The following is a 25,479-nucleotide window of genomic DNA, read 5'->3' on the forward strand; positions in this document are numbered from 1 at the left end:
AGGCGTATTGCACTGTATGCCCTAGTAGGTTCCTCGCCACGTTGGCGTGGTCTCGTCCGTTATGCGCTTGGAGAGGTTGTCGCTCGAGGCGATGTGGATCATCGCCTCGGAGCTGGCCGTGAGCGTCTCGTAGTCGCGGGTGAGACGGCGGTGCGTCATGATCCAACCAATACTCCGCTCCACTACCCAGCGTCTTTTCACGATGTGGAAGCCACGCTTTTCTGGGTTGCGGTTGACGACTTCGATGTCGATGCCGAGGCGGGCTCCGTGCTCGACGACGGCGTTCTTGAAGCCGGTGTCAACCCAGCTTTTCGCGATGGTTGGGTAAGTCTCTTTCGCCTGGTCGAGGAGGCGTATTCCTATGGCGTTCTCGGAGAGACCGGCGCCGGCAACGGTCACGGCGAGGATGAGGCCGATCGTGTCGGTCAGGATGCCGCGCTTGCGGCCCACGATCTTCTTCGCGGCGTCCGTTCCCCGGCTGGCCAGAGGCACGTTGGTGGAGGTCTTGACGCTCTGAGTGTCCATGATGGAGGCGGTCGGCTCGGGCTCGCGCCCTTCCTTCACGCGGGCCAGGCCGGTCAGCTCGTAGTTGAGCTGGGCGAGAATTCCCTCGTCACGCCAGACGGCGTAGTAGAAGTAGACGGTGCCGTGGCCCGGGAAATCGTGCGGGAGGTATTTCCAGGGGATTCCGGTGCGGTTGATGTAGAGGAGTGCATCGAACACGTCGCGCAGTTCGACTTTGGCCGGCTGTCCTGTTGGGCGGCGCTCGAGGCGGGCATTTCGCCAAGTCGTCAACGTCGGCTCGATCAGGGCCCATCGGGCGTCGGACAGGTCGCTGGGGTACGGCTTGCGCTCGCTCACAGCACAGCGTGATCATGGTTATGGCGGAGGGGTGTGTTCCGTTAGAACCCGGGCGCTTCCGTACCATTTTCAAATCAGACGGGTTTCCGAGTACAGAACTACGCGAGGCGGACAGCTGAATGCTCGACTTCGCGTGGAACGAATTACCCCTATCTGACAAAGACGCCCAAAGCGGGGCGTGGGCGAAACGGGTATATCGGATGAACGCTATGTGAACGCCCTCTAAGGGCTCGCATACTCAAGCAGGGCTGACATCGGCTCCCGGGCCGCACACAGGAGCTCCGGATCAGAGGCATTCGGACATTTCCAATACCCGACGTCACCATTACACGTCCGACTCCGCCTCCAGCGCCAGGCCATCGACACCCTCGGCAGCATCCTCAGCCCGACCGACGATCCAGACGACCCGCCCACCGCAGCCGTCGTCCGCTGACGTTGCCGTCAGCGTTGCCGTCAAACCCGTAACACCCCCTCTTCAGGTTGCGCAGGAAGGGGGGTCACGCGATCGCAATTCACGGACCATATTCGGCTCCGCGTTACCGACTCAGGACATTCCGAATCCTGCCGCCTGGCTGCGAACAACGACTGGAGACCAGTGAGAACGCCCCGCCGATTCCCCGGCGGGGCGTTCTCACTGGTTCTGTACTTACCTTGACGGAATCGTCACGACCGTCACTTGTCCATCCATTAGACATTCAATGAGCACCGAACCGCCAAGCGGGTGGATCCAGAAGTGCGGCCCGGCGTCCAGGATGTCCCGCGCATGTCGCACCGCAACATCCGCAGGCATGGTCACGGCCGGCATCAGATAGTTGCCCCAGATGACGGCGATCCGCTCATCCCGCTGTACGTACAAGGAGAGCAGCTCCGCCGCCATCCTCGTCCAATGCTCCTCATCGTCCCACCAGAGGCGGTCTTCGAACGGAGTGGACTCGAAGTCGATCACGTCGCCGGCAGCAGCCGGAAATCTGCTCAGCGTCGCTGCCGCCAGCGCGCGGTTCTCGGCGAGATCCAGCTTCATCACCTGCCGGCCGTCATCGTCACGGGGGTCATTCATGAAGTCCGGAAGGTATTCCGGATGACTCCCATAAGAACTACCGTCGGTCATACGTTCCGCCTCAACCACGTCGAAATACCCCCGCTCCCGCCAGGGAACCTTATCGCCCATTTTCGAACCGACGCACCCTTACCCGTCATCACATTGATGTGCGGGCCGATCCGGTCGTCGGTATCCAGGCGGAACGACCTGTATTCTCCCCCGCTGGTCGCGGTGAACCCGGTATCCCTACCGAAGGTGTCGACCGCAGAATCCATCGTCCCCTGCCGACGCTGCCACGAACCGGTGTCGATGGGCCCCACGGTGTCCAGGGCCTTGTTTCTGGCCTGTTCGAACGAGTCCGCGTCCAGGACAACCTCGCTGCGGGGCTTCTCCGGGTCGCACCTGCAAAGATCGGAGTGTCCGGGTTGCGAGCCACCACAGTTGTGAACCAGTACCGGCGTAGCCCCCGCCAGCACATAGTACGTGTGGATGTCACGGATTGTGAGGTCGTGGGTGCGCTGGCGCTGTTCGAAGGGGCGGGTGGCGGTGAGGGTGGCGGTGCCTCCGTCGGCGGTGCGGAGGGTCATGCCGGGTGTGAGGTCGCCGGCTTCGATCCACTGCTTGGCGGAGGGGGACCAGAAGGGATGGTTGATGGTGGAGGTGAGGCTGGCGGTTGAGGCGTGGCTGTTCGCCTCGCCTGCTCGCTTACCTCCGGCCTTCTTCTCCGCCTTGGTGTTTACTCTCTCGTGCTTGGCGGTGATGGTGAGGTCGACGAAGTGCTTGTCGTCCTCGGTGGTGATGGTGCGGACGACTTCGCGGACGGTGGTTCTGCCGGTCTTGGGGTCAGTGGCGATGATCTTGTCGCCGAGCTTGACGTCCTTGATCGGCTTGGTCTTTCCGTCGGCGTCCTTGTCGCCGTCCATGCCTTGGAGGTAGGTGTAGTCGATGCGGGTGGACTGCTTGTCCGCGGTGCCGCTGGTGACCGACACCTTGCCGTACCCTGCCAGTTGCCCCAGGTCAGGTACTTGTCCTCGGTGATGCCATCAGGCTTGGCCTTCCGCCAGGCCGCGTCGCCCTTGTAGTCGTAGCGGGTGACGATGCCTTCGCTGCCGCCGGTGCGGTCGGTCTCGATGATCTCTGCGACGACGTACTTGTGGAACCAGTCGGTGATCGGTTCCAGGTAGCCCGGGGGTGCCCATTTCACCGGGTAGCAGCGTTTGGTCGACTCTCCTGGCTTGGGCAGGGCGGACTTGGTGCAGTTGGTGGCCGCGTAGTTGACGTCCAGTTGGGAGCCGGTCTCGCTCAGCACGGTGGACAGGCGGTAGCGGTGGAAAGGTGCGATGTTGTCGCCGACCGCGTCCACCCGGTTGGCCAGCTGCTCACCGAACAGCTCGATGGCCGGCATCTTGACGGCCGTGCCGTCCCGCCCTCGTGCTGGATCTTATGGAGCCAGAGAGCCTTGGAGTCGTCGCCGTTGTCGTTAAACTGGTGGGTGAACGACCAGTGGTCCACGTCCCGGTATGTGGTGGCGCCCGTGCGGATCTGGGAGGTGATCCCGGTCAGCCGCTTGGTGGTGAAGAATGTCTGGCCCACCGTGCACTTGGCGCCCGCAGCAGACTCCTGGTCGACCGGGACGTCGGGCCAGTTCGCTGCGTTGGCCTTGGTCCGCTTGGACGTGACGCAGTCGAAGGTGTCGGTGGGCAGGCAGCGCTCGGCGACCGTGAAGTTGATGCGCGCCGGTGCCTTGCCTGCGTAGGACTGGCCGTCGCGCTGACCGTAGTCGATCCGCTTGAGGTAGCCACCGCGGTGGTAGGCGGTACCGTTGACGTCCGTCTTGCCGTTGAGAGCGTAGTAGTTGGTCTCCGGCTCGTAGAAGTAGGACATCACGTTGCCGTGGGTGTCCTTGACGTAGTCCAGGCTCCAGCGCCAAGCCTGCTTGCAGTGCGCGGAGGCAAACGTCGCGTTGTAGCAGGGCTCGTCGCTGTCGTCGCCGAAGACCGGTGCGGTCCAGACGGACTTGGTCTCCTCCTTGCCGCTCGTCCAACCGGGCAGCTGGTTGAGGCCGAAGTAGTACTCGGTGCCATCGCTGGTGGTGACGACCCAGTGCTCTCCGTCGTTGTCGCCGTTGGTCGCGCCGGTGCGCTTCTCGACCTTCGCGCCGTCGTCACTGGACAGGTGCCACTTCTTGGTGGTGTCGTCCTGGACCAGTTCGCTGGACTGCCCGTTCAGCAGGATGGTGGCGTTCTCGAACGCCCAGCACTGCTCACCGGATTCGGAGTGGCCGTCCTGCGAGCAGGGCTTGTAGCGGCGCTCGATGTAGCCGGGATCGTAGGAGAAGCCGTCGCCGACCCAGGAACCCTGGTTGTTGGTGACCGAAGTGCGGCCGTCAGCAGCCTGCGACGAGTAGCCCAGGCCGACCGTCGGCACCAGACCGGGTCGCCCGCCATGCCCGCGTCCTGCTCGGCGGCGGCGCGCAGCCGACCGCGGCCGCACCACTCGAGGAAGCCGCCCGCGCCGCCGGATTGGGCGGCGCCCCGCGCAAGGGCATCGACGAGGCCGTGAACTACCTGACCGGCAAGGCCGAGTACCTGCGTTACGACACCGCCCTGGAACGCGGGCTGACCGATCGCTACCGGGATCGTCGAGAGAGCCTTCCGGCACTTGCTCAAAGACCGCCTGGACATCACCGGCGCCCCCTGGGGCCTGTCCGGAGCCGAAGCCGTACTCACGCTGCGTGCCGTCCGTGCGAACGGCGACTTCGACGCCTACTGGGCCTGGCACCAGCAGCTGGAATACACCGGAAACCACCAGACGCGACCCGCTCATACCCACCTCCTGATCGACAGCACCCTCATGGGATCTGCACCCAACGCGGATACCTGATCGCAAGCCGGTGCGGCCTGCGCTGCTTGTGGTGGACGCCCCCGGGTCGAGCTGCTTCATTGGCTGCGGCATGTTCTGTCCCCGAAGTCGTTGATGCCGAACTCTTCACATGCCGGTGCGGCGGGCCGCCCGGAACTCCCAGGACGGCCCGCCGCACCGGCATGTGCCGTCAGCCCAGCCGCATGTGATGGAGCATCAGCAGACCGGCCGCCATGTTGGCCGCCGGTATCTCACCGCGTGCGATCAGGTCCGGGACGAGCTTCAGCGGGACCCATTCGCGGCGCGAGGACTCGAAGTCGTCCGCCGGATGGCCGGTGTACGTCGCCTCCCTGGACCAGAAGAGGTGGTGGCGGGCGTCGACGAGGCCGTTGGCCGGTTCCACCGTCATCAGCGGGCGCAGTTCGCCGGGGCGCCAGCCGGTCTCCTCCTCCATCTCCCGCGCCGCCGCGACGGCGATGTCCTCACCGTCCTCGACCACGCCCGCGGCGAGTTCCCAGCCCCAGCTGTCGGTGATGAACCGGTGCCGCCACAGGAGCAGGACCTCGTCGGCCTCGTTGACCACGGTCGCCGCGGCGACGGCCCGGAGCCGGATGAGGAAGTGGTCCAGATGCCGGCCGTCGGGGAGTACGACATCCGCCAGATTGACCCGGAACCAGCGATTCTCGTACACGGTCTGTTCGCTTAAGTTCGTCCACTGCACAGTTCTGCCACCTTCCGACTGGTCGATGGCAATATCGGAGCAGGGTCCGCCCCGCAGGGGCAACGTGTGAAGACACCTGGGGAGAGGCTCACAGGGGCACGCGCAGCGCTCCGTCGATGAGGCAGGCAGCCGCTTCGGCGTCGGCGCTGCCACTCGCGGCCAGATGCTCGCGTACGGCGCGCAGCCGGTCCCTGAGCCGCTGGGATTCCATGCCCCGGGCGCGTTCCGCCATTTCCGAGGCCGTGCCGGCCGCCTTGTCCGCCTCACCCTGGAGCAGTTCGAGATGGGTGAGCATGGCGAGCCGGTGCACCGTCCCACGATCGTGCGCCGGGGAGCGTACGGCCGCCGCCGCGTGCTCCCGGGCACCGGTGAGATCCCCGAGACACAGCAGTGCCTCCGCCACCTGTACGTTGACCAGGCCCGGCTGGACGTACCCCGTCTCGTCCGGTTCGCCTCCGCTCCGGATGCGGCCGGCCTGGGCCTCGGCGCGGCCGATGCACTTCAGGGCTCCGCGGTGGTCGCCGAGCTGGGCGTAGGCCTTGGCCTGCATCGCGTGCAGATCGGTGGCCAGTGCCGGGGTGATGTGCGGTCCCGCCGCCCGCAGCGCCGCCTCGGCGAAGGCGACGGCCCGACGGAATTCGGCCAGGTACAACGACTGGTTCACGAGCAGCGCGATCACATAGCCGCCGAGCCCCCGGTCCCCGCTGGCCTTGGCCAGACGCAGCGCCTGGTGGAAGTAGCGCTGGGCGAGTCCATGGGCGTCGGAGTCGTAGGCACAGATGCCCGCCACGGCCACCAGCCCGGCGGTCGCGCGGTGGAGCCGGCGGCCCGTGGCGTCGCCGTACCCGCCGCGCAGGAGTGGCGCGGCCTCGGCGTTGAGGAAGCCGACGATGCGGGACCTGGTCGCGATGCCGCCCGCCTTCCGGTACATCTGCTCGTAGTGCGCGCGGGCCGCGCGGAGCATCGCTATGTCCGCCGGGCTCACCCGGGACGGACCGGGGCGGGAGACATCGGCGTCCTCAGGAGGGTTCTCCCACTCCCAGACCGGCATCACGGCTGTCGTGCCCGTGACGGCGGGCACGGTGGCGAGGTGCGCACGCTGCTGTTCGTCGGAACGCCACAGGGCCGTCGCGTGCTCGACGAACCCCGAGAGGCCGACGCCCGGGGTGGCCGCGTACATCCCGGGAATTCCCATACCGATGTCGTCGAGCGTGACGGGCCGGTCCAGCCGGCCGGCGAGGACCTCACAGATCAGGTCGGGAACCTGGCCGCGCGGACGCTGGCCCTTGAGCCAGCGGGCGACCGCCGTGTGCTCGTAGCGCAGGCACAGCCCGCGGGCACGGCCGGCCTGGTTGACATGACCGGCGAGCCCCGCACGGGACACACCTGCCTCGTCGATCAGGGATTCGAGCAGGACATTGGGCTCCATCGCCCCCCCATGTGCGCGTCGCAATGACCCTAGTGGAGCACGATTCACACGGGGTGTGAACGGAATGCCCGAACCATCCTGCTGTGCGCTCTGCCGCGCCGGAGCACCGCTCGGTTGAATGAGTGCCTCGCAAGAGGCGGCCGGGTCGTCGGCTCCCCCTCATACAGTTCGACGACCCGCACCCGCGCCGTCCGTCCTGCCGGCCTGCCCGACACTCCGTGGCAGGACGGGCGGCGCCGGATCGCACAGCCCACTGCCCCGATGACAGGAGGGTCCGTGTGCGGCCCCCGGGCCGTCCGGCGAGAACAGAAGGGGCGTATCCGGTGGCCGGATACGCCCCTTCTCACTGCTGGGGTGCTACGCGCCGCGCAGTACCGCGCCCGTGCGTTCGGTGGCCAGGGCGACCGCGGTGTCGCGGGCCGCGGAGGCCTCCTCGACGGTCAGCGTGCGGTCCGGGGCACGGAACCGCAGCGCGTACGCGAGGGACTTCTTGCCCTCACCGATCTGCTCGCCGGTGAAGACGTCGAACAGCCGAAGCGATTCGAGCAGGTCACCGGCGCCTTCGCGGAGCGCCTTCTCCACCGCGTCGGCGGACACGTCCGAGGCGACGACGAGCGCGACGTCCTGGGTCGCCACCGGGAAGGTGGAGATCCGGGGCGCCTGCAGCGCGCCGTCCACGGCCTGCTCCAGGACGTCGAGCTCGACCTCCATGGCGCAGGTCCGCTCGGGCAGGTGGAGCTCCTTGACGACACGCGGGTGCAGTTCGCCCGCGTGTCCGAAGAGGGTCTCCTCGCCGCCGACCGTGACGTACAGCGCGGCGCAGCGGCCGGGGTGCCACGGGGCGTGCCGGTCGGCGCGGACCGTCAGTTCGACGCCCGCCTCACGGGCGAGGGAGCGCGCTGCCTCGACGGAGTCCGCCCAGTCGGCGGGGCGGCCCTTGCCCCACCAGCCGGCCTGCTCACGGGCCCCCGCGAGAACGACGGCGGCCCGGCGCGGCTGACGCGGCAGCGCGGCGTCCAGCCCGGCGATCTCCTCGTCGGTGGGACGGCGGTCGACGGGCAGGCGCACGGCCTTGGTCTCGTCGCCGGTGGGCCTGAAGACCAGGCCCGTCTCGAAGAGCGCCAGATCGTGGCTGCCGCGGCCGTCGTTGCGCCGCAGTGTGCCGAGCAGGCCCGGCAGCAGCGTGGTGCGCAGCGCGGGCTCCTCGTCGGAGAGCGGGTTGACGAGGGTGACCGTACGGCGGCGGTCGTCGTCCTTGTCCAGGCCGAGCTGGTCGAGGACGGCGTCACCGATGAACGGGTAGCTGAGCGCCTCGACGTACCCGGCACCGGCGAGGGCCCGGCCGATGCGGCGGTGCAGCCGCTGGCGGTCGGTGAGCCCGCGGCCGGACGGCGGCGTCGGCAGGGTGGAGGGGAGGTTCTCGTAGCCCTCCAGCCGGATGACCTCTTCGGCCAGGTCGTTCGGCGCGGCGAGGTCGGGGCGCCAGGACGGTGTCGTGACGATCAGCTCGTCCTGCCCGTAGACGTCGCAGCCGACCTGCTGGAGGCGGCGTACGACGGTCTCGCGGCCGTACGCGACACCGGCCACCCGGTCGGGGTGGTTCGCCGGCATCGCGATGGTGCGGGGTGCGGACGGTGCGGTGATCTCCGTGACGCCGGCCTCTGCCGTGCCGCCCGCGAGGAGGACCAGCAGGTCGACCGTGCGCTGCGCGGCAGCGGCGGCGGCCTGCGGGTCGACGCCGCGCTCGAAGCGCTTGGACGCCTCGGAGCTCAGCTTGTGGCGGCGCGCGGTCCGGGCGATGGCGATCGCGTCGAAGTGCGCGGCCTCGATGACGACCTCGGTGGTCCCGGTGTCCTCGGCGTGGTCGGCGATCTCGGTGTCGGCGCCGCCCATGACGCCCGCCAGGCCGATCGGCCCGCGGTCGTCGGTGATGACCAGGTCCTGGGCGTCCAGGACGCGCTTGGCGCCGTCGAGCGTGGTGAGCTTCTCGCCCTGCTGGGCGCGGCGCACCCCGATCGGGCCCTCGACACGGGTGCGGTCGTAGGCGTGCAGCGGCTGGCCGAGCTCCAGCATCACGTAGTTGGTGATGTCGACGGCCAGCGAGACGCTGCGCATCCCGGCCTTCTGCAGCCTGCGCTGCATCCAGATCGGGGAGCGTGCCTCCGGCCGCAGGCCGGTGACCGTACGTGCGGTGAAGTTGCTGCATCCGATCGGGTCGGACACCTTCACCGGGTAGCCGTGCGCGTTGGGCGGCGGCACGTCCAGGAGCGCCGGGTCGCGCAGCGGCAGCCCGTACGCGATGGCGGTCTCGCGGGCGACACCACGCATCGAGAGGCAGTAGCCGCGGTCGGGCGTGACGGCGATGTCGAGGACCTCGTCGACGAGCTCCAGGAGCTCGATCGCGTCGGTGCCGGGCTCGAACTCGGGCGGCAGCACGATGATGCCGTGCGTTCCGTCGTCGCCCATGCCGAGTTCGTCGGTGGAGCAGATCATGCCGTGCGAGGTCTTGCCGTACGTCTTGCGCGCGGCGATGGCGAAGTCACCGGGCAGTACGGCGCCCGGGAGGACCACGACGACCTTGTCGCCGACGGAGAAGTTACGGGCGCCGCAGACGATCTCCTGCGGTTCGCCGGTGCCGTTGGCGGTGCCGACGTCGACGGTGCAGAAGCGGATGGGCTTCTTGAAGCCCTCCAGCTCCTCGATGGTCAGCACCTGTCCGACGACCAGGGGGCCCTTGAGGCCGGCGCCGGTCTGCTCGACGGTCTCGACCTCGAGGCCGACGGAGACGAGCTTGGCCTGTACGTCACGGCCGGTCTCCGTCGCCGGCAGGTCGACGTATTCCCGCAGCCAGGAAAGCGGGACGCGCATCAGATCTCCATCCCGAACGGCCGGGTGAACCGGACGTCGCCCTCAACCATGTCTCGCATGTCCTCGACGTTGTGGCGGAACATCAGCATCCGCTCGATACCGAATCCGAAGGCGAATCCGCTGTACTTCTCGGGGTCCACGCCGCAGGCGACGAGCACCTTCGGGTTGACCATGCCGCAGCCGCCGAGCTCGATCCAGCCCTCGCTGCCGCAGGTGCGGCAGGGGCGGTCCGGGTTGCCGACGGACGCGCCGCGGCAGACGTAGCAGACCATGTCCATCTCGGCGGACGGCTCGGTGAACGGGAAGAAGTTCGGCCGCAGCCGGGTTTTCATGTCCGGGCCGAAGAGCGCCTGGACCATGTGGTCGAGGGTGCCCTTGAGGTCGGCCATGGTGAGGCCCTCGTCGACGGCGAGCAGCTCGATCTGGTGGAAGACCGGGGTGTGCGTGGCGTCGAGCTCGTCGGTGCGGTAGACCCGGCCGGGGCAGACCACGTAGACGGGGGGCTTGCGGCTGAGCAGCGAGCGGGCCTGGACCGGCGAGGTGTGCGTACGCAGCACGACGCCGGACTCGTCGCCCTTGGCACCGTCGGCGCCCTGGACGAAGAAGGTGTCCTGCATCTGCCGCGCCGGGTGGTCGGGCACGAAGTTCAGGGCGTCGAAGTTGAACCACTCCGCCTCGACCTCGGGGCCCTCGGCGATCTCGTACCCCATGGCGACGAAGACGTCGGCGACGCGCTCCATGATGGTCGTCAGAGGGTGGCGCGCACCGGCCGGGGTGCGGTCGTAGGGCAGGGTGACGTCCACCGCCTCCTCGACCAGAACCCGGGCGTCACGCTCGGCCTCGAGCTCGGCCTGGCGGGCGGCGAGCGCCTTGGAGACGGCGCCGCGGGCCTGGCCCACGCGCTTGCCCGCCTCGGCCTTGGCCTGCGGCGGCAGCGCGCCGATCTCCCGGTTGGCGAGCGACAGGGGCGAGGTACCACCGGTGTGCGCGGTCTTCGCCTGGGCGAGCGCGTCGAGGTCGCCGGCGGCGGCGAAGGCGGCGAACGCCTCGTCCCGCAGGCGCTCGATCTCTTCCGGTTTCAGTGCCTCGACCTCGACTGGGTCGTACGACTTGTTCGGTGCCGACATCTCTTCCCGTGCTTCCGATTGGCTGGTGGCGACCCTGGTTCGACGACTGAGGACGCAAAGGTGCCAAAAGTCGAGTCTACGGGCCGCCGGGGGGCGAAGAAGCCCGTGGGCCGCTCAGGCGAGATACGCCGGGGCTCCCACGGGCAGGATAAATCGGAATTCGGCGCCGCCGTCCGGTGCGCGGTCGACCGTGATGGTGCCACCGTGCGCCGCGACGATGCCCTTGACGATGTACAGGCCCAGGCCGGTCCCACCGCGCTTGCTGCCCCGCCAGAAGCGGGTGAAGACGCGGGCCATCGACTCCTCGGGGATGCCGGGACCTTCGTCGCTCACGGTGACTGCCGTTCCGATCTCGTCGTTCTTCCCCGGTGCGGGTGCGGGGGCGACCTCAATGGTGACGGTTCCCTCACCGTGGCGCACGGCGTTTTCCAGGAGGTTGCCGAGCACCTGGTCGACCTTGTCCGGATCGGCCCAGAGATCGGGCAGTGGCTGCCGGGTGCGTACGAGGAAACGGTCGGGCGCCTGGCCGTTCGCGGTGAGTGCCTGGATGTGGCGCTCGACGGCGGCGGAGACGTCCACGGGCTGGCGGCGCAGCTCCAGCCGGCCGGAGTCGATACGGGAGATGTCGAGCAGCTCGGCGATGAGTCGGTTGACGCGGTTGGCGTCGGCGTCGACGGTCTCCAGCATCAGCCGCTTCTGGTCGTCGGTGAACCTCTCCCACTTGGCCAGGAGCGTGGCGGTGAAGCCCTTGACCGAGGTGAGCGGGGAGCGCAGCTCATGAGCGACGGTGGCGATCAGCTCGGCGTGGCTGAGCTCGGTGCGGCGGCGCGCCTCGGTGCCGCGCAGCGAGACGACGAGCCGGCGGACCGGCCCGGTGGGGGTCTCGCGTACGTACCGGGCGGTGACCAGGACCTCACGGCCGCCGGGGAGCAGCAGATTCCGCTCGGGCTGGCCGACCCGGGTGGCGAGCCCGCCGTACGGGTCGGTCAGGTCCCACCAGCGTCGGCCTTTGAGGTCCTCGAGGGGCAGTGCCTGGTGCAGGGAGCGGCCGAGTGCGGCGTCCCCGGGCGTGGCGGTGATCCGGGCCGCGGCCGCGTTGAAGCAGATGACCGTGCCGGTCTCGTCGGCGACGACGAGACCGTCGGGAAGATCGTCCGGGTCGATGCCCGTCGCGAGGTCGCCGACGGTGCGGCGCGCGCCGGCTCCGTCGGAAAGGGCGCGCACGGCGGCCGTGTGTGTCGCTCGCGGCCTGCTCATGCCGACAGCCATCTTCCCGTACCCCACCTCTCGAACCGGTGCAGTGGGCCCCCGAGTTCGCCACACTACTAGGCACCGGCGGCCGTGCGACACCCTCCGGGCGGGCACCGGCGGCCTGATGGCCCGTATCGATCGGTGGGGCCGGCGGCGGGGATCAGGCGGTGCGGTGCGGGCGCTGCGCGCGCGCGGAGGCGTAGAGGCACACGGCGGCGGCGGTGGCGAGATTCAGGCTCTCGGCCTTGCCGTGGATCGGGACCCGGACCACGGCGTCGGCCAGGGCGCGGGTCTCCTCCGGGAGGCCCCACGCCTCGTTGCCGAACACCCATGCCGTGGGCCCGCCCATGGTGCCGGCGTCGAGTTCGTCGTCGAGGTCGTCGTCACCGGCGCCGTCGGCCGCCAGGATGCGCACACCGGCGTCCCGGAGCCCCCGCACGGCCTGCTCCACGGGGACGCCGACCGCCACCGGCAGATGGAAGAGCGAGCCGACGGAGGCCCGGACCGACTTGGGGTTGTAGAGGTCCACGGAGGCGTCGGTGAGCACGACCGCGTCCGCTCCCGCGGCGTCCGCGCAGCGCAGCACCGTGCCCGCGTTCCCGGGGTCGCGAACGTGGGCGAGGACGGCGACCAGGGTGGGCTTCGCCGCGAGGATGTCCTCGAAGGGCGAGTCCAGGAATCGGCAGACGCCGATCAGGCCCTGGGGGGTGACGGTCTGCGAGACGTCGGCGAGCACGTCGCCGTCCGCGAGGTGCACCCGGGCACCCGCGGCGCCGGCGGCCTCGATGATGTCGGCGTACCGGTCGGCCGCCTCGACGGTGGCGAAGACCTCGGTCAGCGTGGGTTCGCCGTCGCCGCCCCGATGCGCGGCGGCCTCCCGCACGGCCTGCGGCCCCTCGGCGATGAACCTGCGCTCCTTGCCGCGGAAATTACGCCTGGCCAGCCGGCGGGCGGCGGCGATTCGCGGCGACCGCGCGGAGATCAGTTCGGGGGTGCCCATGGTCGGCGGCGAGCCTCTCTGCGTGAGTCAGCTTCTCTGCGTACGTTTCTCTGCGTACGGCTGACTGCGTACGCGACACGTGGTGCAACGCACCGGACCCGCAGACGGCTCACGCCTGCGGGTCCGGCTCGAAACGCTGGGACGACGGAAGTACTGCCTGGATCAGGCGGCCTTCGGGGCGTTGACGTCGCTCGGGAGGGCCTTCTGGGCAACCTCGACGAGGGCGGCGAACGCGTTGGCGTCGTTGACCGCGAGCTCGGCCAGGATCTTGCGGTCCACCTCGATGTTGGCGGCCTTCAGACCCTGGATGAGGCGGTTGTACGTCATGCCGTTCTGGCGGGCGGCCGCGTTGATGCGCTGGATCCAGAGCTGACGGAAGTCGCCCTTGCGCTTCTTGCGGTCGTTGTAGTTGTAGACCAGGGAGTGGGTGACCTGCTCCTTGGCCTTGCGGTACAGGCGCGAACGCTGACCGCGGTAACCGCTGGCGGCCTCGAGGATCGCCCGGCGCTTCTTGTGGGCGTTTACTGCCCGCTTGACGCGTGCCACTTTTAACTCCTTGCAGCGGGGTCGGGTGGTCGCAGTGAAGACTCACCCGGCCCGGAAACGAATTGGTCCCGGTCGGATCGAGGTCGCGCCTCCGGGTTCACCGGAGGCGGCGCCTCACTTGCCGAGAAGCTTCTTGACCTTCTTGGCGTCGGCCGGAGCCACGACGACCGTGCCGGTCAGCGAGCGGGTCTTCTTGGACGACTTGTGCTCGAGCAGGTGGCGCTTGCCGGCCTTCTCGCGCAGCACCTTGCCGGAGCCGGTGATCTTGAAGCGCTTGCTGGCACCGCTGTGCGTCTTGTTCTTCGGCATCGCGCCGTTATCTCCTCGTCAGTGGCGCCCCTCACGGTGCGGGCACCGGACTGCAGGGGCGTCAGATCTTTGGGTGGTTTCCGGGGGACCCGGGGGCGCCTGGGTGGCGACCCCCGGAGGTCACGCCTCGGAAGGTGTCTCGGCCGGAGCCTCGGTCGCTGCGGCCGGGGCCTCAGCGGTCTCACCCTCGGACTCGGCGTCGGGGGTGTACCCCTGACGCTCCGCCTTGCGGGCGGCCTGGGCCTCGCGGGCTTCGGCCATGGCTTCGGTCTTCTTCTTGTGCGGGCCCAGAACCATGATCATGTTCCGGCCGTCCTGCTTCGGGTTCGACTCGATGAAGCCGAGGTCCTCGACATCCGAAGCGAGACGCTGGAGCAGTCGGAAACCCAGCTCGGGGCGGGACTGCTCACGACCACGGAACATGATCGTGATCTTGACCTTGTCCCCCTGCTTGAGGAACCGGACGACGTGACCCTTCTTGGTGTCGTAGTCGTGCGGGTCGATCTTCGGCCGGAGCTTCATTTCCTTGATGACCGTGTGCGCCTGGTTCTTGCGCGCCTCACGGGCCTTCATGGCCGACTCGTACTTGAACTTCCCGTAGTCCATGAGCTTGCACACGGGGGGACGGGCTGTCGCCGCCACCTCGACCAGGTCGAGGTCGTACTCCTGTGCGAGCTCCAGGGCCTTGGCAAGCGGAACAATCCCGACCTGCTCGCCGCTGGGACCGACAAGTCGCACCTCGGGAACGCGAATCCGGTCGTTGATGCGGGGCTCGGCGCTGATGGATCCTCCTCGGTAGCACCACGCGACCGCCTGGCGGACAGCCGCGTAACGTCTTCTCTTGAGACCAACCGAGCCGGGAAAGCAGAAATGCCCCGGACGGGACACAGGCGGGGCTCCTGGAACTACCGGAACACCGCCGCGTGTGACCGCGGGGCGCTATCGGGCGGCCCCATCGTCCGTACGGAACGATGGCTGCCACCTGACCGGTGACCCGCCGTCCCTGAGGACGGTCAGGTGGGAGATCGGAGCCTCCACTTGTGGGCCGAGCACATAGGTGTCCGGCCGGTCGTTACACAAGGTTAGCAGCTCCCCGGGACTACGGCTAACCCGCTGCCCGGGCGGCTCCCGCAGGCGGAGCCGCCCCGACGTGGCCTTATCGTGTGGGGCATGAGCGACGCGACCACTCCCAGCACCGAGAACCCCGGCTTCGACGACATGGCCCGCGACATCGCGGAGGTTCCCGCGGTCGAGGTGATCGTGACCGTCGCCGTCAACCTGATGAGCGCGGCAGCCGTGAAGCTCGGCCTGACCGAGGAGGGCGAGCAGCACAAGGACCTGGACGAGGCCCGCAAGCTGGTCCAGGCCCTGGCCGGGCTGCTCGACGCGAGCGCCACCGAGATCAGCACGTTCCACGCCTCGCCCCTGCGCGACGGCCTGAAGTCGCTGCAGCTGGCCTTCCGTGAGGCCTCGCTCGTGCCGGACGAGCCCGGCCAGGGCCCGGGCGAGAAGTACACCGGCCCCGTCTACGGCTAGGCACATCACGTACGTGAGCCCGCTGCCTGTGTCGTCAGGCGGCGGGCTCATGTGCCTCAGCGGCTGAACAGCGGCTCACCCGGGGCCTCGGCGCCGGCCGGGAGCAGCGCCAGATCGATGCCGCGCACGAGCCGGGCGCGCAGCACCTCGCTGGCCGAGAGCGCGTCGGCGACCCGGCGGGCGGCGTCCGCGACCACGGCGTCCGGGGCGAGAACCAGGGCGAGGGTGCCGTCGGCCCGGCCGGGGCCGAGATGGGCGCGCACCACCGCGGGCTCGGCGGCGACCGCCTCCCGCACCGCGGCGACGACGGCGGGATCGTCGAGCGGGTCCGCGCTGGCGCGGTTCTCGGCCAGGGCCAGCAGCGCCGGGCCGGTCAGCTCGAAGGCGACGGGTCCCGCCAGGTCGAGCACCACCGTGTCCGCCTTCTCGTGCGCGGCGGCCTGCAGCGCCTGGTGCAGGGGTACGGCGACGGGGCGCGCCTGCGGGTCCCAGCGGGCCAGCGAGGCGGTGGAGGTGAAGGCGGGCAGCGCGCGCCGGTCACCGGCCTGCAGGGTCGGCACCGCCATGTCGCTGGTCTTCTCACGGCGCAGCCCGTTCTCGTCCTCCTCGACCTCGCCGAGGACGGCGACGACCGGCACGAGCAGCCGGGCGTCGCGGAGCGCCGCGAGGACCGGGCCCACCGCTGTCCTGTCATCGGCCCATGCCGCGAGGGCTGCCGTCAGTTCGGGCGAGGCAGTGCCGTCGTCGTCGGAGAAACCGGGGTCCGGGATGTTCTTGAGCGCCACACCACGAGCGTAGTGGACCGGTTCTCCCACCTGGGCGACAGGTAGGGCACGCCCCTGAGCGTCCGGGCCCGCGGGAGGCGCGTATCCGGTGGGTCGTCCGCCGCATGCCGCGCCGGCGGCGGTGGCCGCCGTATCGTCCGCGTCGAGCCCGCCGACCGCGGCGGGCCTGAGCGAGGAGCCCGCGGTGGATCTCGACACGGAACTGGCCGACGCGCTGGCGCCCCTGGCGGACTGCGCCGATGTGTCGGTGGCCGTGCTGGACACGGAGAGCGGCGCGGGTGCGGCGTACGGGGACGGGACGTACGACGCCGCCAGCATCGTCAAGGTCGACATCCTGGCGGCGCTGCTGCTCCAGGTGCAGGACGAGGGCCGGGAGCTGAGCGGCGCCGAGCACGCGTACGCGGAGGCCATGATCCGGCGCAGCGACAACACCTCGGCCACCGAGCTGCTCAAGGTGATCGGTGGCGAGCAGGGCCTCGACACGGCCAACGAGCGGCTGGGGCTGACCGGGACGAAGGCCGCTCACGCCTGGGGGCTGACCCGGACCACGGCCGCCGACCAGGTGCGGCTGCTGGAGGCGGTGTCCGGGACGGATTCGGAGCTTTCGGCGGCCTCGCGCGCGTACCTGACGGAGCTGATGGGCCAGGTCGAGGCGGACCAGCGGTGGGGGGTGTCCGCGGCGGGCACCGGCGCGGTGCTGAAGAACGGCTGGATGCCCCGCACGACGACGGGGCTCTGGGACGTCAACAGCATCGGGCGGGTGGAGAGCGGTGGGCGCACCCTGCTGATGGCGGTGCTGTCGCGCGGGCACGCGACGAAGGAGGCGGGCATCTCCCTGGTGGAGTCCGTCGCGAAGGCGGCGGTCGGCGTGACCGGTGCGGTGGCCCGAGCGGGCTGATCCCGGTGCGTCAGCGGAGGGGGCCGGTGGGGAGCGGGTTGTATCCGGGTGCGGCGGTGTTCCTGCCACCGGGCCTGCCGCCCCCGTTCCTGCCCCGCCACAGCACCACGGCCAGGGCGAGGAGTACGGCCCCGAGGCCGCCCGCCGAGGGTGCCAGCCAGCCGGCCGGGCCGCCGTCGTCCTTCTGCGGGGTGGGGCCGGAGCCGAAGTACTCCTCGCGGTGACCGGCCGTGGCGGACCGCGCGCTCAGCGCGTCGGGACGCAGCTTCGCCCCGGCCTCCAACGCGGCGGCGGGGTCGACCATGCCGTAGCCCCTGGCGTCGTCGCGGCCGCCCGAGGGGGGGTCGCCGGCGGTGTCCGCGAGCAGGGTCTTGATCTGGGCGGGCGAGAGGTCCGGGTGCGCGGCGCGTACGAGGGCCACCGCCCCGGAGACGAACGCCGACGCGGCGGATGTGCCCCACTCGATGTAGTAATGCCGGTCGGGGTTGGCCACGACGATGTCGACGCCGGGCGCGCTGACGGTGGCGTACCAGCGGCGGGTGGAGAACGCGGCGTGCGTGCCGTACTTGTCGACGGCCGCGACGGCGATCACGCCGGGGTAGGCGGCGGGGTAGGAGATCCGGTCGCCCTTCTCCCCGCTGTTGCCCGCGGAGGCGACGACGGCGACGCCCTTGCCGAGCGCGTACTGAACGGCGGCGTCCTCACCGGGCTCCGGATGGGCCGACTCGCTGTCGTCACCGAGGGACAGGTTGATGACGTCGGCGCCCTGGTCGGCCGCCCAGCGGATGCCGTCGGCGAGCGCGTTTCCGCGTGACTCGCGGGCCTTGGTGCGCGACGGGTCGCCGGACTCGAGGATCACCCGCACGGGCAGGATCTTCGCTTCCGGGGCGACGCCGAGCACGCCGTCACCCCGGCCGGGGCCGTTCCCTCGGCCCGCGATGATGCCGGCCATCGCGGTGCCGTGCAGGGCCCAGGAACGGTCGCCGCTCTCCGCGCCGAAGCCTATGAGGTCCTTGCCCGGGAGCACCTGACCGGCGAGGTCGGGGTGATCGCCGTCGACCCCGGTGTCCAGGACCGCGACCGTGACGCCCTCGCCCTTGGTGGTCTGCCAGGCCGTGTCCGTGTGGAGGGCCTCCAGGCCCCACTGCTGGTCACGGATGGCGTCCGCGTGGGCGGGGACGGCGGGCAGCAGCGCGAAGGCGGTGGCCGTGACCACGGCGGCGAGCGCCCGGGGCCGACGGGGACGGGTCATTCCGGCTTCTCCGTGAGGTCGGTGACGGTCCTGCGCAGGGTGCGCTCCACCCGGTCGGCGACACCCTTCGCCTCGTGGCCGAGTCCCGCCTGGGCGGGGGCCGTCGTGGCACCGGCCGCCATGGCCTCGGCCGCGGGCTGCGGATCGGAGACCGTACGCCCGTCGGCGAAGCCTGAGACGGCGAACATGACGACGGGCAGCTCGGACAGGGCGTGGATGGTCCAGCTGGCGCGCTGCTGGTCGCCGAAGCCGGCGGCGACGGTGCCCTTGACCGGGTAGGTGCGGGGCATCAGGTCGGAGCGGTCGGCGAGGTGCTGGGTGGTGAACCGGGTACTGAGGGCGCTCATCGCCTCGGCGTCGGCCTCGGTGAAGACCATGCCGACGGTGGTGACGCTGCTGCGGGTGGCGTCGGTGTAGGTGGCGCGCACCAGACGTTCGCAGCCGACCGGGCGGAGCGTCTTGAGCAGCAGCGGGTCCAGGCCCGCCGCGCAGCCGCTGTCGCCCGCGACGGCGATCCTGGTCCAGACCCGGTCGGTGGCTCCCGGGCCCGCGCCGTCGCCCTTGAGAGTGCGCGGGAAGAGGGTGTCCACGGGCACGCTGTGCCAGGCGGAGCGGCCCACGGTGTACGCGCCGGCGTCGCCGGGCTCGGCCGCGGAGTCGCCGGTGAGCCAGCTGCCGGTGACCGCGCCGCCGATGAGCCCGAGGCCGAGCACGGCGCAGACCGCCGCCGCCGCGGTCCTGACGGGGTGCCGGGCTTTGACGGGGCGCAGCCGGGTGGTGGTCTCGGCGGGCGTCTCGGCGTACGCGTAGTACGCGCCGGGCGGGGCGGGGGTGGCTCCGGGGCGCGGGGTGAGGTCCACCGCGCCGACCGGTCTGCGCCGGGTGGCGGCGGGCGGTGGGGGCGGGCCGGGGTGGACGGGCGGCGCGGGCGGTACGGGGCGCAGCCGGGTCGTCATCTCCACCGGCGGCACAGGCGGCGCGGGTTGCGGATACGGGGCCGGTGGCGCGGTTTCTGCGCGCGGGGCCGGTGGTACGGGGGCGCTGCCGGGTGCGGGCGGCGGGTTCGTCGGGCGGGGCGGCACTGGAGCGCGCTGCGCCTCGGTACTCATCCGTCCCCCCGGTCCACGTCCCCTGCGGCCCACGGACCACCGCTGCGCACGGGCCCGTCGGTCGATCGTGTGACCGTCACTCTACGGGGTGTACGACGCCCCGTGGGAACGGGACGGAGGCTGCGGGACGATCTGCACGGAACGTCCCCCTACCCAGTGGTACGCCCGTCTGGCAAGCTGCGGCCATGACTGTCCGCGCCGCTGACCGGACCCGTTACGACCGGGCCACCGCCCATCTCGACGCCCCGGTGGCCGTCGTCGATCTGGAGGCCTTCGACGCCAACGCCGACGACCTGGTCCGCCGGGCGGGCGGGAAGCCGATCCGGGTGGCGAGCAAATCGGTGCGCTGCCGTGCCCTGCTGGAGCGGGTGCTCGCGCGCCCGGGCTTCGCCGGGATCATGTCGTTCACCCTCGCGGAGTCGCTGTGGCTGGCCCGCGCCGGATTCGACGACGTACTGCTCGCCTATCCGTCGGCCGACCGGTCCGCGTACGCCGAACTGGCGGCCGATCCCAAGCTCGCCGCGGCCGTGACGGTCATGGTGGACGATCCCGCGCAGCTGGAGCTGATCGACGCGGCGCGGGCCGGCGGTGCGGAGGAGATCCGGGTCTGTCTGGAGCTGGACACCTCGCTGCGGCTGCTCGGCGGCCGGGTCAGGATCGGCGCGCTGCGCTCCCCGCTCCGCTCCCCCGCCCAACTGGCCGAACTGGCCCGGTCGGTGGAACGCAGGCCGGGCTTCCGGCTGGTGGGCCTGATGGCGTACGAGGGCCATGTCGCCGGTGTGGGCGACTCGGTGGCCGGCCGGCCGCTGCGGTCGCGCGCGGTCCGGCTGATGCAGACGGCCGCGCGCAGGGAGCTCGCGGCCCGGCGCGCGGAGGTCGTACGGGCGGTCCGCGCGGTGGCACCCGGCCTGGAGTTCGTGAACGGGGGCGGCACCGGCAGCGTGCAGCACACCGCCGCGGAGTCCGCGGTGACCGAGATCGCGGCGGGGTCCGGGCTCTACGTACCGAGGCTGTTCGACAACTACACCTCGTTCACGGGCCGTCCGGCCGCGCTGTTCGCCCAGCCCGTGGTGCGGCGGCCGGGCGTGGGCGTGGTCACGGTACTCGGCGGCGGCTATCCGGCGTCCGGGGCGGCGGGAGCGGACCGGCTGCCGGCGCCGTACCTGCCCGAAGGGCTGCGCTACGACCCGCAGGAGGGCCCGGGTGAGGTCCAGACACCGTTGCTCGGGGCTCCCGCGGACGATCTGCTGATCGGCGACAAGGTGTGGTTCCGGCACGCGAAGGCCGGTGAGCTGTGCGAACGTTTCGACGAATTGCGGCTGATCGAGGGCGAGCGCATCACCGCCACGGTGCCGACGTACCGCGGCGAGGGCCGTACGTTCCTCTAGGGCGCCACGGTGCTGCCCACGCCGCCGCCGGTGGAGTCGCCGATGGGGCGGATGCCCTGGGTGATGGTGTCCATGAGGGAGAGCGGCAGGTCGTCCTGGCCCGCGTCGAACGCGAAGCGCACGATGACGGGTGTCTCGCTGCCCACCGCGGAGGGGAAGACGAGCGACTGCACGTATCCGCCGGGGCCCTTGCCCGTGGTGACCTGGCGGCGCACCAGGTATCCGGTGCGCCCCGCCACGGTCACGGACTTGGACGCCAGTTCCTTGTGGGACCTGATGCCGCCGTGGATGACGCCGCCGACGGAGTTCTTCCCGTAGGCACGGTCGGCCGCCGTCCCGATGTCCTCCTCGGCCAGCGCCTTCATGGCCGTGAGATCGGTGCCGCCCGCCGCCCGGACCGTGACCGTGCCGTGGTAGCAGAAGCTCCCGGAGTCGCCGGGGCAGGTGTAGGAGCCGACCGTACGGATCGTGGAGGCGTCGTCGAGCGTGTTCTCGGGCTTCTCCCAACCGTCGGGGACCGGGAGCGTGACCCCGTTGAGCTGGTCGACCAGCACCGCGGGGTCGTCCTCCGGGCCGTCGGCGGGCGACGGGGTGGCGGCGCTCGCGCTGCCCGTGACGGTGCGCGACGGCGCGCTGCTGCCGGGCGCGGCGCTCGTGCCCGTCCCGCCGTCGTCCCCCAGCACCAGGAACCCGGTGACGGCGGCGGCCACGACCGTCAGGCCCGCAACGGTGAGCGTGACGACCCGGGTGGCGCGACTGCCGCCGCCCGGGGCCGGGTTCCCGGCCGGAGGCAGCCGCGCCGCCGACGGCTGGGCGACGGCGGCCGAGCGGGTGTACCCGGTCCAGGCCGTGCCGTCCCACCAGCGTTCGGTGCCGGGCACGTTCACGTCCGGGTACCAGCCGGGCGGCGTCGCGTTGCTCATGCCACCACTGTAGGGAGCGTCAGTCGAGCGGGGTCACGTACGCTCCCGAGATTCCGCCGTCGACGAGGAAGTCGGTGGCGTTGACGAACGAGGAGTCGTCGCTCGCCAGGAAGGCGACGGCGGCGGCGATCTCCGTCGCCTCGGCGAACCGGCCGAGCGGAATGTGTACGAGCCTGCGGGCGGCGCGCTCCGGGTCCGTGGCGAACAGCTCTTGGAGCAGCGGGGTGTTGACCGGTCCGGGGCACAGGGCGTTGACCCGGATCCCCTCGCGGGCGAACTGCACCCCGAGTTCCCGGGACAGGGCGAGGACGCCGCCCTTGGAGGCGGTGTACGAGATCTGGGAGGTCGCGGCGCCCATCCTGGCGACGAAGGACGCGGTGTTGATGATCGAGCCGCGGCCCTGGCGCCTCATGTAGGGCAGGGCGGCCTTGCAGCAGAGGTAGACGGAGGTGAGGTTGACGTCCTGGACGCGCTTCCAGGCCTCCAGTCCGGTGGTGAGGATGGAGTCGTCGTCGGGCGGCGAGATGCCCGCGTTGTTGAAGGCGATGTCGACGGAGCCGTACGTCTCGTCCGCCGCCGCGAAGAGCGCGTCGACCTGGCCGGGGTCGGTGACGTCGACGCGTACGAAGGTGCCTCCCACCTCCTGTGCCGCGGCGCTGCCCGCGGTCTCGTCGATGTCGCCGCAGACGACGTGCGCGCCTTCCGATGCCAGCCGGCGGGCGGTGGCGAGGCCGATGCCGCTGCCCGCCCCGGTGATGACGGCGGTGCGGCCGGTCAGCCGGCGGCAGATGTTCCCGGTGTCGGTGGTCATGTGTGTTCAGGCCTCCGTGCCGATGAAGACGTTCTTGGTTTCGGTGAAGGCCGCGAGGGCGTCGGGCCCCAGTTCACGGCCGAGCCCGGACTGTTTGTACCCGCCGAACGGGGTCCAGTAGCGGACGGCGGAGTGGGAGTTGACGGACAGGTTCCCTGCCCGGACCGCCTGGGAGACCCGCAGGGCGCGGCCCACGTCGCGGGTCCAGATCGAGCCGGCCAGGCCGTGGTCGGTGGCGTTGGCGAGCCGGACGGCGTCCTCCTCGTCCTCGAAGGGCAGGACGACGGCGACGGGGCCGAAGACCTCCTCGGTGGCGACGGGCGCGTCGGGAGCGACACCGGTGAGGACCGTCGGCGGGAACCAGAAGCCGGGGCCGGTGGGGGCGCTGCCCCGGATACCGTCCGCTGCGTCGGGGACGTAGCCGCGGACGCGCTCCAGCTGGGTCCGGGAGATCAGCGGGCCCATCTGGGTCCTCTCGTCCGACGGGTCCCCCACGACGACGGAGGCGACGGCCGGGACGAGGAGTTCCAGGAAGCGGTCGTACGCGGACCGCTGGACCAGGATGCGGGTGCGGGCGCAGCAGTCCTGGCCGGCGTTGTCCAGGAAGGACATGGGCGCGGAGGCCGCGGCGGCCTCGATGTCGGCGTCGGCGAAGACGATGTTGGGGCTCTTGCCGCCGAGTTCCAGGGTGAGCCGCTTCACCCGGTCCGCGCATCCGGTCATGATCTGCTTGCCGACCCGGGTCGACCCGGTGAAGACGATCTTGGCGACGCCGGGGTGTTCGACGAGGGCGTTGCCCGCCACGTCCCCCGCGCCGGGCAGCACCTGGAAGAGGTGTTCGGGGAGGCCTGCGTCGAGAGCGATCCGGGCCAGGTGGAGAGCGGTGAGCGGGGTGGTCTCGGCCGGTTTGAGGAGGACGGCGTTACCGGCGGCGAGGGCGGGGGCGGCACCCCAGGCGGCAATGGGCATGGGGAAGTTCCACGGGGCGATCACGCCGACGACGCCCAGCGGTTCCAGGAGCGTGAGGTCGATTCCGCCCGGTACGGGGATCTGGCGCCCGGTCAGGCGTTCCACTCCTCCGGCCGCGTAGTCCAGCAGATCCCGGACGTTGGCGGCCTCCCAGCGGGCGTTGCCCAGGGTGTGCCCGGCTTCGGTGACCTCCAGCAGGGCCAGGTGTTCGGCCTGTTCGTCGACGAGGACGGCGAAGCGGCGCAGCAGCCGTGCGCGGTCGGCGGGAGCCAGGGCGGCCCAGGTCCGCTGGGCGGCCGCGGCGCGGACGACAGCGGTGCCGACGCCGGCGGCGGTGGTGGCGGGGACGGTGGCGACGAGCTCTTCGGTCGCCGGGTTCAGGACACGGTGTTCGTGGATCACGGGGTGCCTCACAGGCGTTCGAAGGAGCGTCGGAGCTCCCAGTCGGTCACCGCTGCGTCGAAGGCCTCCAGTTCGACGCGCGCCATGTTGCGGTAGTGGGCGACCACGTCGTCGCCGAAGGCCTCCCGGGCCACCTCGCTGCTCTCCCAGAGGCCGGCGGCTTCGCGGAGTGTGGCGGGGACCTGGTCGTATCCGGCGGTGTAGGCGTTGCCCTCGCAGGCGTCGGGGAGTTCCAGTTCGTTCTCGATGCCGTGGAGGCCGGCCGCGACGAGGCCGGCGACCGCGAGGTACGGGTTGACGTCGCCGCCGGGCAGCCTGTTCTCGAAGCGCGTCGAGCGGCCGTGTCCGACGACGCGGAGGGCGCAGGTGCGGTTGTCGTGGCCCCAGGCGACGGCGGTCGGGGCGAAGGAGCCGGGCTGGAACCGCTTGTAGGAGTTGATGTTCGGTGCGTACAGCAGGGAGAAGTCACGCAGGGCGGCGAGCTGGCCGGCGAGGAACTGCCGCATCACGGGGGACATCGTGCCGCCCTCGCCGGCCATGACGCTGTGTCCTCCGGTGTCCTGGAGCGAGAGGTGGATGTGGCAGGAGTTGCCCTCGCGCTCGTTGAACTTGGCCATGAAGGTGAGCGAGACGCCTTCCTGGGCGGCGATCTCCTTGGAACCGGTCTTGTAGACGGCGTGCTGGTCGCAGGTGACGAGGGCCTCGTCGTAGCGGAAGACGATCTCGTGCTGGCCGGGGTTGCACTCGCCCTTCGCGGACTCGACGGTCAGCCCGGCGGCCGCCATCTCGTTGCGGATGCGGCGCAGCAGCGGCTCGATGCGGCCCGTGCCGAGGACCGAGTAGTCGATGTTGTACTGGTTCGCCGGGGTGAGGCCGCGGTAGTCGCGGTCCCACGCCTCTTCGTAGGTGTCCTTGAAGACGATGAACTCGAGTTCCGTGCCGACGTGGGCGGTCAGTCCGTGGGCGGCGAGCCGCTCCAGCTGCCGCTTGAGGATCTGGCGGGGCGCGGCGACGACCGGCGAGCCGTCGTCCCAGGCGAGATCGGCCATGACGAGGGCTGTCCCCTCGTGCCAGGGGATCCGGCGCAGGGTCGTGAGGTCGGGACGCATCGCGAAGTCGCCGTAGCCGTTGGACCAGGAGGACATGGCGAATCCGTCGACGGTGTTCATGTCGGTGTCGACGGCGAGCAGGTAGTTGCAGCCCTCGGTGCCGTGTTCCAGCACCTCGTCCAGGAAGAAGGACGCCGCGAACCGTTTGCCCTGCAGCCGGCCCTGCATGTCGGGGAAGGCGAGGACGACGGTGTCGACCTCGCCGCGTTCCACGAGCACGCGCAGCTCATCGACCGGGAGCGGGGATGTTCGGTCTGCCACGGAGTACTCCTCGATCGGTCAGC

22 protein-coding genes and 1 pseudogene are annotated in these 25,479 nt (G+C 70.6%); 4 read left to right on the forward strand and 19 right to left on the reverse strand.

All coding sequences use genetic code 11. The features are described 5' to 3' along the window. Positions 1-21: 21 nt before the first annotated feature. The 3 genes and pseudogenes from ACFYQ5_RS22015 to ACFYQ5_RS22025 all read right to left on the reverse strand — a co-directional run. Positions 22-861, reverse strand: coding sequence for an IS5 family transposase (locus tag ACFYQ5_RS22015; protein ID WP_389199649.1), 840 nt, complete (start codon positions 859-861; stop codon positions 22-24). A gap of 646 nt (positions 862-1,507) precedes the next feature. Then, positions 1,508-1,969 carry a hypothetical protein gene (locus ACFYQ5_RS22020; RefSeq protein WP_389199651.1) on the reverse strand — a complete coding sequence of 154 codons (462 nt, stop codon included), beginning with the start codon at positions 1,967-1,969 and terminating at the stop codon, positions 1,508-1,510. Positions 1,970-2,340: 371 nt separating this feature from the next. Further along, a pseudogene (locus ACFYQ5_RS22025) lies at positions 2,341-3,952 on the reverse strand (polymorphic toxin-type HINT domain-containing protein); the annotation flags it as partial. Positions 3,953-4,561: 609 nt separating this feature from the next. On the opposite strand from ACFYQ5_RS22025, the gene ACFYQ5_RS22030 reads away from it, so the two are divergent. Next, positions 4,562-4,783 (forward strand): hypothetical protein, encoded by a 222-nt coding sequence (locus ACFYQ5_RS22030; protein ID WP_389199652.1) that lies wholly within the window; start codon positions 4,562-4,564, stop codon positions 4,781-4,783. 169 nt (positions 4,784-4,952) lie between these two features. On the opposite strand, the gene ACFYQ5_RS22035 is transcribed toward ACFYQ5_RS22030, so the two are convergent. The 9 genes from ACFYQ5_RS22035 to infC form a co-directional block, all read right to left on the reverse strand. After that, the gene (locus ACFYQ5_RS22035) at positions 4,953-5,483 is read right to left on the reverse strand and encodes an NUDIX hydrolase (RefSeq protein ID WP_389199654.1); all 531 of its coding nucleotides are present in this window, start codon (positions 5,481-5,483) and stop codon (positions 4,953-4,955) included. 88 nt (positions 5,484-5,571) lie between these two features. Further along, positions 5,572-6,912, reverse strand: a complete 1,341-nt coding sequence (locus ACFYQ5_RS22040) for a transcriptional regulator (RefSeq protein ID WP_389199656.1) — start codon at positions 6,910-6,912, stop codon at positions 5,572-5,574. Positions 6,913-7,269: 357 nt separating this feature from the next. Continuing rightward, positions 7,270-9,780 carry a phenylalanine--tRNA ligase subunit beta gene (pheT, locus tag ACFYQ5_RS22045; RefSeq protein ID WP_389199657.1) on the reverse strand — a complete coding sequence of 837 codons (2,511 nt, stop codon included), beginning with the start codon at positions 9,778-9,780 and terminating at the stop codon, positions 7,270-7,272. Beyond that, complete coding sequence (pheS, locus tag ACFYQ5_RS22050) at positions 9,780-10,907, reverse strand: phenylalanine--tRNA ligase subunit alpha (RefSeq protein WP_389199659.1); 1,128 nt, start codon at positions 10,905-10,907, stop codon at positions 9,780-9,782. The genes pheT and pheS overlap by 1 nt, the downstream gene beginning before the upstream one ends. A gap of 114 nt (positions 10,908-11,021) precedes the next feature. After that, on the reverse strand, positions 11,022-12,176 hold the full coding sequence (locus tag ACFYQ5_RS22055; RefSeq protein ID WP_389199661.1) for an ATP-binding protein: 1,155 nt from the start codon (positions 12,174-12,176) through the stop codon (positions 11,022-11,024). Positions 12,177-12,318: 142 nt separating this feature from the next. Next, positions 12,319-13,158 (reverse strand): TrmH family RNA methyltransferase, encoded by an 840-nt coding sequence (locus tag ACFYQ5_RS22060; protein ID WP_389199662.1) that lies wholly within the window; start codon positions 13,156-13,158, stop codon positions 12,319-12,321. 162 nt (positions 13,159-13,320) lie between these two features. Then, a complete protein-coding gene (rplT, locus tag ACFYQ5_RS22065) occupies positions 13,321-13,704 on the reverse strand; it encodes a 50S ribosomal protein L20 (RefSeq protein WP_003970214.1) in 384 nt (127 codons plus the stop codon). Between the two features lie 114 nt (positions 13,705-13,818). After that, positions 13,819-14,013: a 50S ribosomal protein L35 gene (gene rpmI, locus ACFYQ5_RS22070; RefSeq protein ID WP_099176763.1), complete on the reverse strand. Its 195-nt coding sequence runs from the start codon at positions 14,011-14,013 to the stop codon at positions 13,819-13,821. 120 nt (positions 14,014-14,133) lie between these two features. Continuing rightward, positions 14,134-14,796 carry a translation initiation factor IF-3 gene (gene infC, locus ACFYQ5_RS22075; protein WP_389199786.1) on the reverse strand — a complete coding sequence of 221 codons (663 nt, stop codon included), beginning with the start codon at positions 14,794-14,796 and terminating at the stop codon, positions 14,134-14,136. A 387-nt stretch (positions 14,797-15,183) separates the two neighbouring features. On the opposite strand from infC, the gene ACFYQ5_RS22080 reads away from it, so the two are divergent. Then, the gene (locus ACFYQ5_RS22080; RefSeq protein WP_031097477.1) at positions 15,184-15,549 is read left to right on the forward strand and encodes a DUF1844 domain-containing protein; all 366 of its coding nucleotides are present in this window, start codon (positions 15,184-15,186) and stop codon (positions 15,547-15,549) included. Between the two features lie 56 nt (positions 15,550-15,605). Here ACFYQ5_RS22080 and ACFYQ5_RS22085 read toward each other — a convergent pair whose 3' ends face one another. Further along, positions 15,606-16,334 carry an SseB family protein gene (locus tag ACFYQ5_RS22085; RefSeq protein WP_389199663.1) on the reverse strand — a complete coding sequence of 243 codons (729 nt, stop codon included), beginning with the start codon at positions 16,332-16,334 and terminating at the stop codon, positions 15,606-15,608. Positions 16,335-16,422: 88 nt separating this feature from the next. Here ACFYQ5_RS22085 and ACFYQ5_RS22090 point away from each other — a divergent pair, with 88 nt between their 5' ends. Beyond that, positions 16,423-17,232 (forward strand): serine hydrolase, encoded by an 810-nt coding sequence (locus ACFYQ5_RS22090; protein ID WP_389199665.1) that lies wholly within the window; start codon positions 16,423-16,425, stop codon positions 17,230-17,232. A 10-nt stretch (positions 17,233-17,242) separates the two neighbouring features. Here the strand turns inward: ACFYQ5_RS22090 and mycP are convergent, their stop codons facing one another. Both mycP and ACFYQ5_RS22100 read right to left on the reverse strand, forming a co-directional pair. Further along, complete coding sequence (gene mycP, locus ACFYQ5_RS22095) at positions 17,243-18,484, reverse strand: type VII secretion-associated serine protease mycosin (protein ID WP_389199666.1); 1,242 nt, start codon at positions 18,482-18,484, stop codon at positions 17,243-17,245. After that, positions 18,481-19,344 carry a hypothetical protein gene (locus ACFYQ5_RS22100; RefSeq protein ID WP_389199787.1) on the reverse strand — a complete coding sequence of 288 codons (864 nt, stop codon included), beginning with the start codon at positions 19,342-19,344 and terminating at the stop codon, positions 18,481-18,483. Before ACFYQ5_RS22100 ends, mycP begins: the two co-directional genes overlap by 4 nt. Positions 19,345-19,778: 434 nt before the next feature. On the opposite strand from ACFYQ5_RS22100, the gene ACFYQ5_RS22105 reads away from it, so the two are divergent. Further along, positions 19,779-20,981 (forward strand): amino acid deaminase/aldolase, encoded by a 1,203-nt coding sequence (locus ACFYQ5_RS22105; protein WP_389199668.1) that lies wholly within the window; start codon positions 19,779-19,781, stop codon positions 20,979-20,981. Here the strand turns inward: ACFYQ5_RS22105 and ACFYQ5_RS22110 are convergent. From ACFYQ5_RS22110 to ACFYQ5_RS22125, 4 genes are read right to left on the reverse strand one after another with little or no spacing between them, the layout of a single operon-like run. Next, positions 20,978-21,904, reverse strand: coding sequence for a DUF2510 domain-containing protein (locus tag ACFYQ5_RS22110; RefSeq protein WP_389199669.1), 927 nt, complete (start codon positions 21,902-21,904; stop codon positions 20,978-20,980). The two genes, ACFYQ5_RS22105 and ACFYQ5_RS22110, sit on opposite strands and share 4 nt — an antisense overlap. A gap of 19 nt (positions 21,905-21,923) precedes the next feature. Continuing rightward, positions 21,924-22,715, reverse strand: coding sequence for a 3-oxoacyl-ACP reductase (locus ACFYQ5_RS22115; RefSeq protein ID WP_389199671.1), 792 nt, complete (start codon positions 22,713-22,715; stop codon positions 21,924-21,926). A gap of 6 nt (positions 22,716-22,721) precedes the next feature. Continuing rightward, positions 22,722-24,086 (reverse strand): aldehyde dehydrogenase family protein, encoded by a 1,365-nt coding sequence (locus ACFYQ5_RS22120; RefSeq protein WP_389199673.1) that lies wholly within the window; start codon positions 24,084-24,086, stop codon positions 22,722-22,724. A gap of 8 nt (positions 24,087-24,094) precedes the next feature. Further along, positions 24,095-25,456: a glutamine synthetase family protein gene (locus tag ACFYQ5_RS22125; protein ID WP_389199674.1), complete on the reverse strand. Its 1,362-nt coding sequence runs from the start codon at positions 25,454-25,456 to the stop codon at positions 24,095-24,097. Between the last annotated feature and the right edge of the window lie 23 nt (positions 25,457-25,479).

It is taken from the genome of Streptomyces sp. NPDC005794 (genome assembly GCF_042871445.1).
In the GTDB taxonomy this organism is placed as follows: domain Bacteria; phylum Actinomycetota; class Actinomycetes; order Streptomycetales; family Streptomycetaceae; genus Streptomyces.

Excerpts from the sequence above, each read along its gene's own strand:
- ACFYQ5_RS22020 (WP_389199651.1), bottom strand. The coding sequence starts at position 1,969 with ATGACCGACGGTAGTTCTTATGGGAGTCATCCGGAATACCTTCCGGAC.
- ACFYQ5_RS22040 (WP_389199656.1), bottom strand. The coding sequence starts at position 6,912 with ATGGAGCCCAATGTCCTGCTCGAATCCCTGATCGACGAGGCAGGTGTG.
- pheT (WP_389199657.1), bottom strand. The coding sequence starts at position 9,780 with ATGCGCGTCCCGCTTTCCTGGCTGCGGGAATACGTCGACCTGCCGGCG.
- pheS (WP_389199659.1), bottom strand. The coding sequence starts at position 10,907 with ATGTCGGCACCGAACAAGTCGTACGACCCAGTCGAGGTCGAGGCACTG.
- ACFYQ5_RS22055 (WP_389199661.1), bottom strand. The coding sequence starts at position 12,176 with ATGGCTGTCGGCATGAGCAGGCCGCGAGCGACACACACGGCCGCCGTG.
- ACFYQ5_RS22060 (WP_389199662.1), bottom strand. The coding sequence starts at position 13,158 with ATGGGCACCCCCGAACTGATCTCCGCGCGGTCGCCGCGAATCGCCGCC.
- rpmI (WP_099176763.1), bottom strand. The coding sequence starts at position 14,013 with ATGCCGAAGAACAAGACGCACAGCGGTGCCAGCAAGCGCTTCAAGATC.
- ACFYQ5_RS22080 (WP_031097477.1), top strand. The coding sequence starts at position 15,184 with ATGAGCGACGCGACCACTCCCAGCACCGAGAACCCCGGCTTCGACGAC.
- mycP (WP_389199666.1), bottom strand. The coding sequence starts at position 18,484 with ATGACCCGTCCCCGTCGGCCCCGGGCGCTCGCCGCCGTGGTCACGGCC.
- ACFYQ5_RS22105 (WP_389199668.1), top strand. The coding sequence starts at position 19,779 with ATGACTGTCCGCGCCGCTGACCGGACCCGTTACGACCGGGCCACCGCC.
- ACFYQ5_RS22110 (WP_389199669.1), bottom strand. The coding sequence starts at position 21,904 with ATGAGCAACGCGACGCCGCCCGGCTGGTACCCGGACGTGAACGTGCCC.
- ACFYQ5_RS22115 (WP_389199671.1), bottom strand. The coding sequence starts at position 22,715 with ATGACCACCGACACCGGGAACATCTGCCGCCGGCTGACCGGCCGCACC.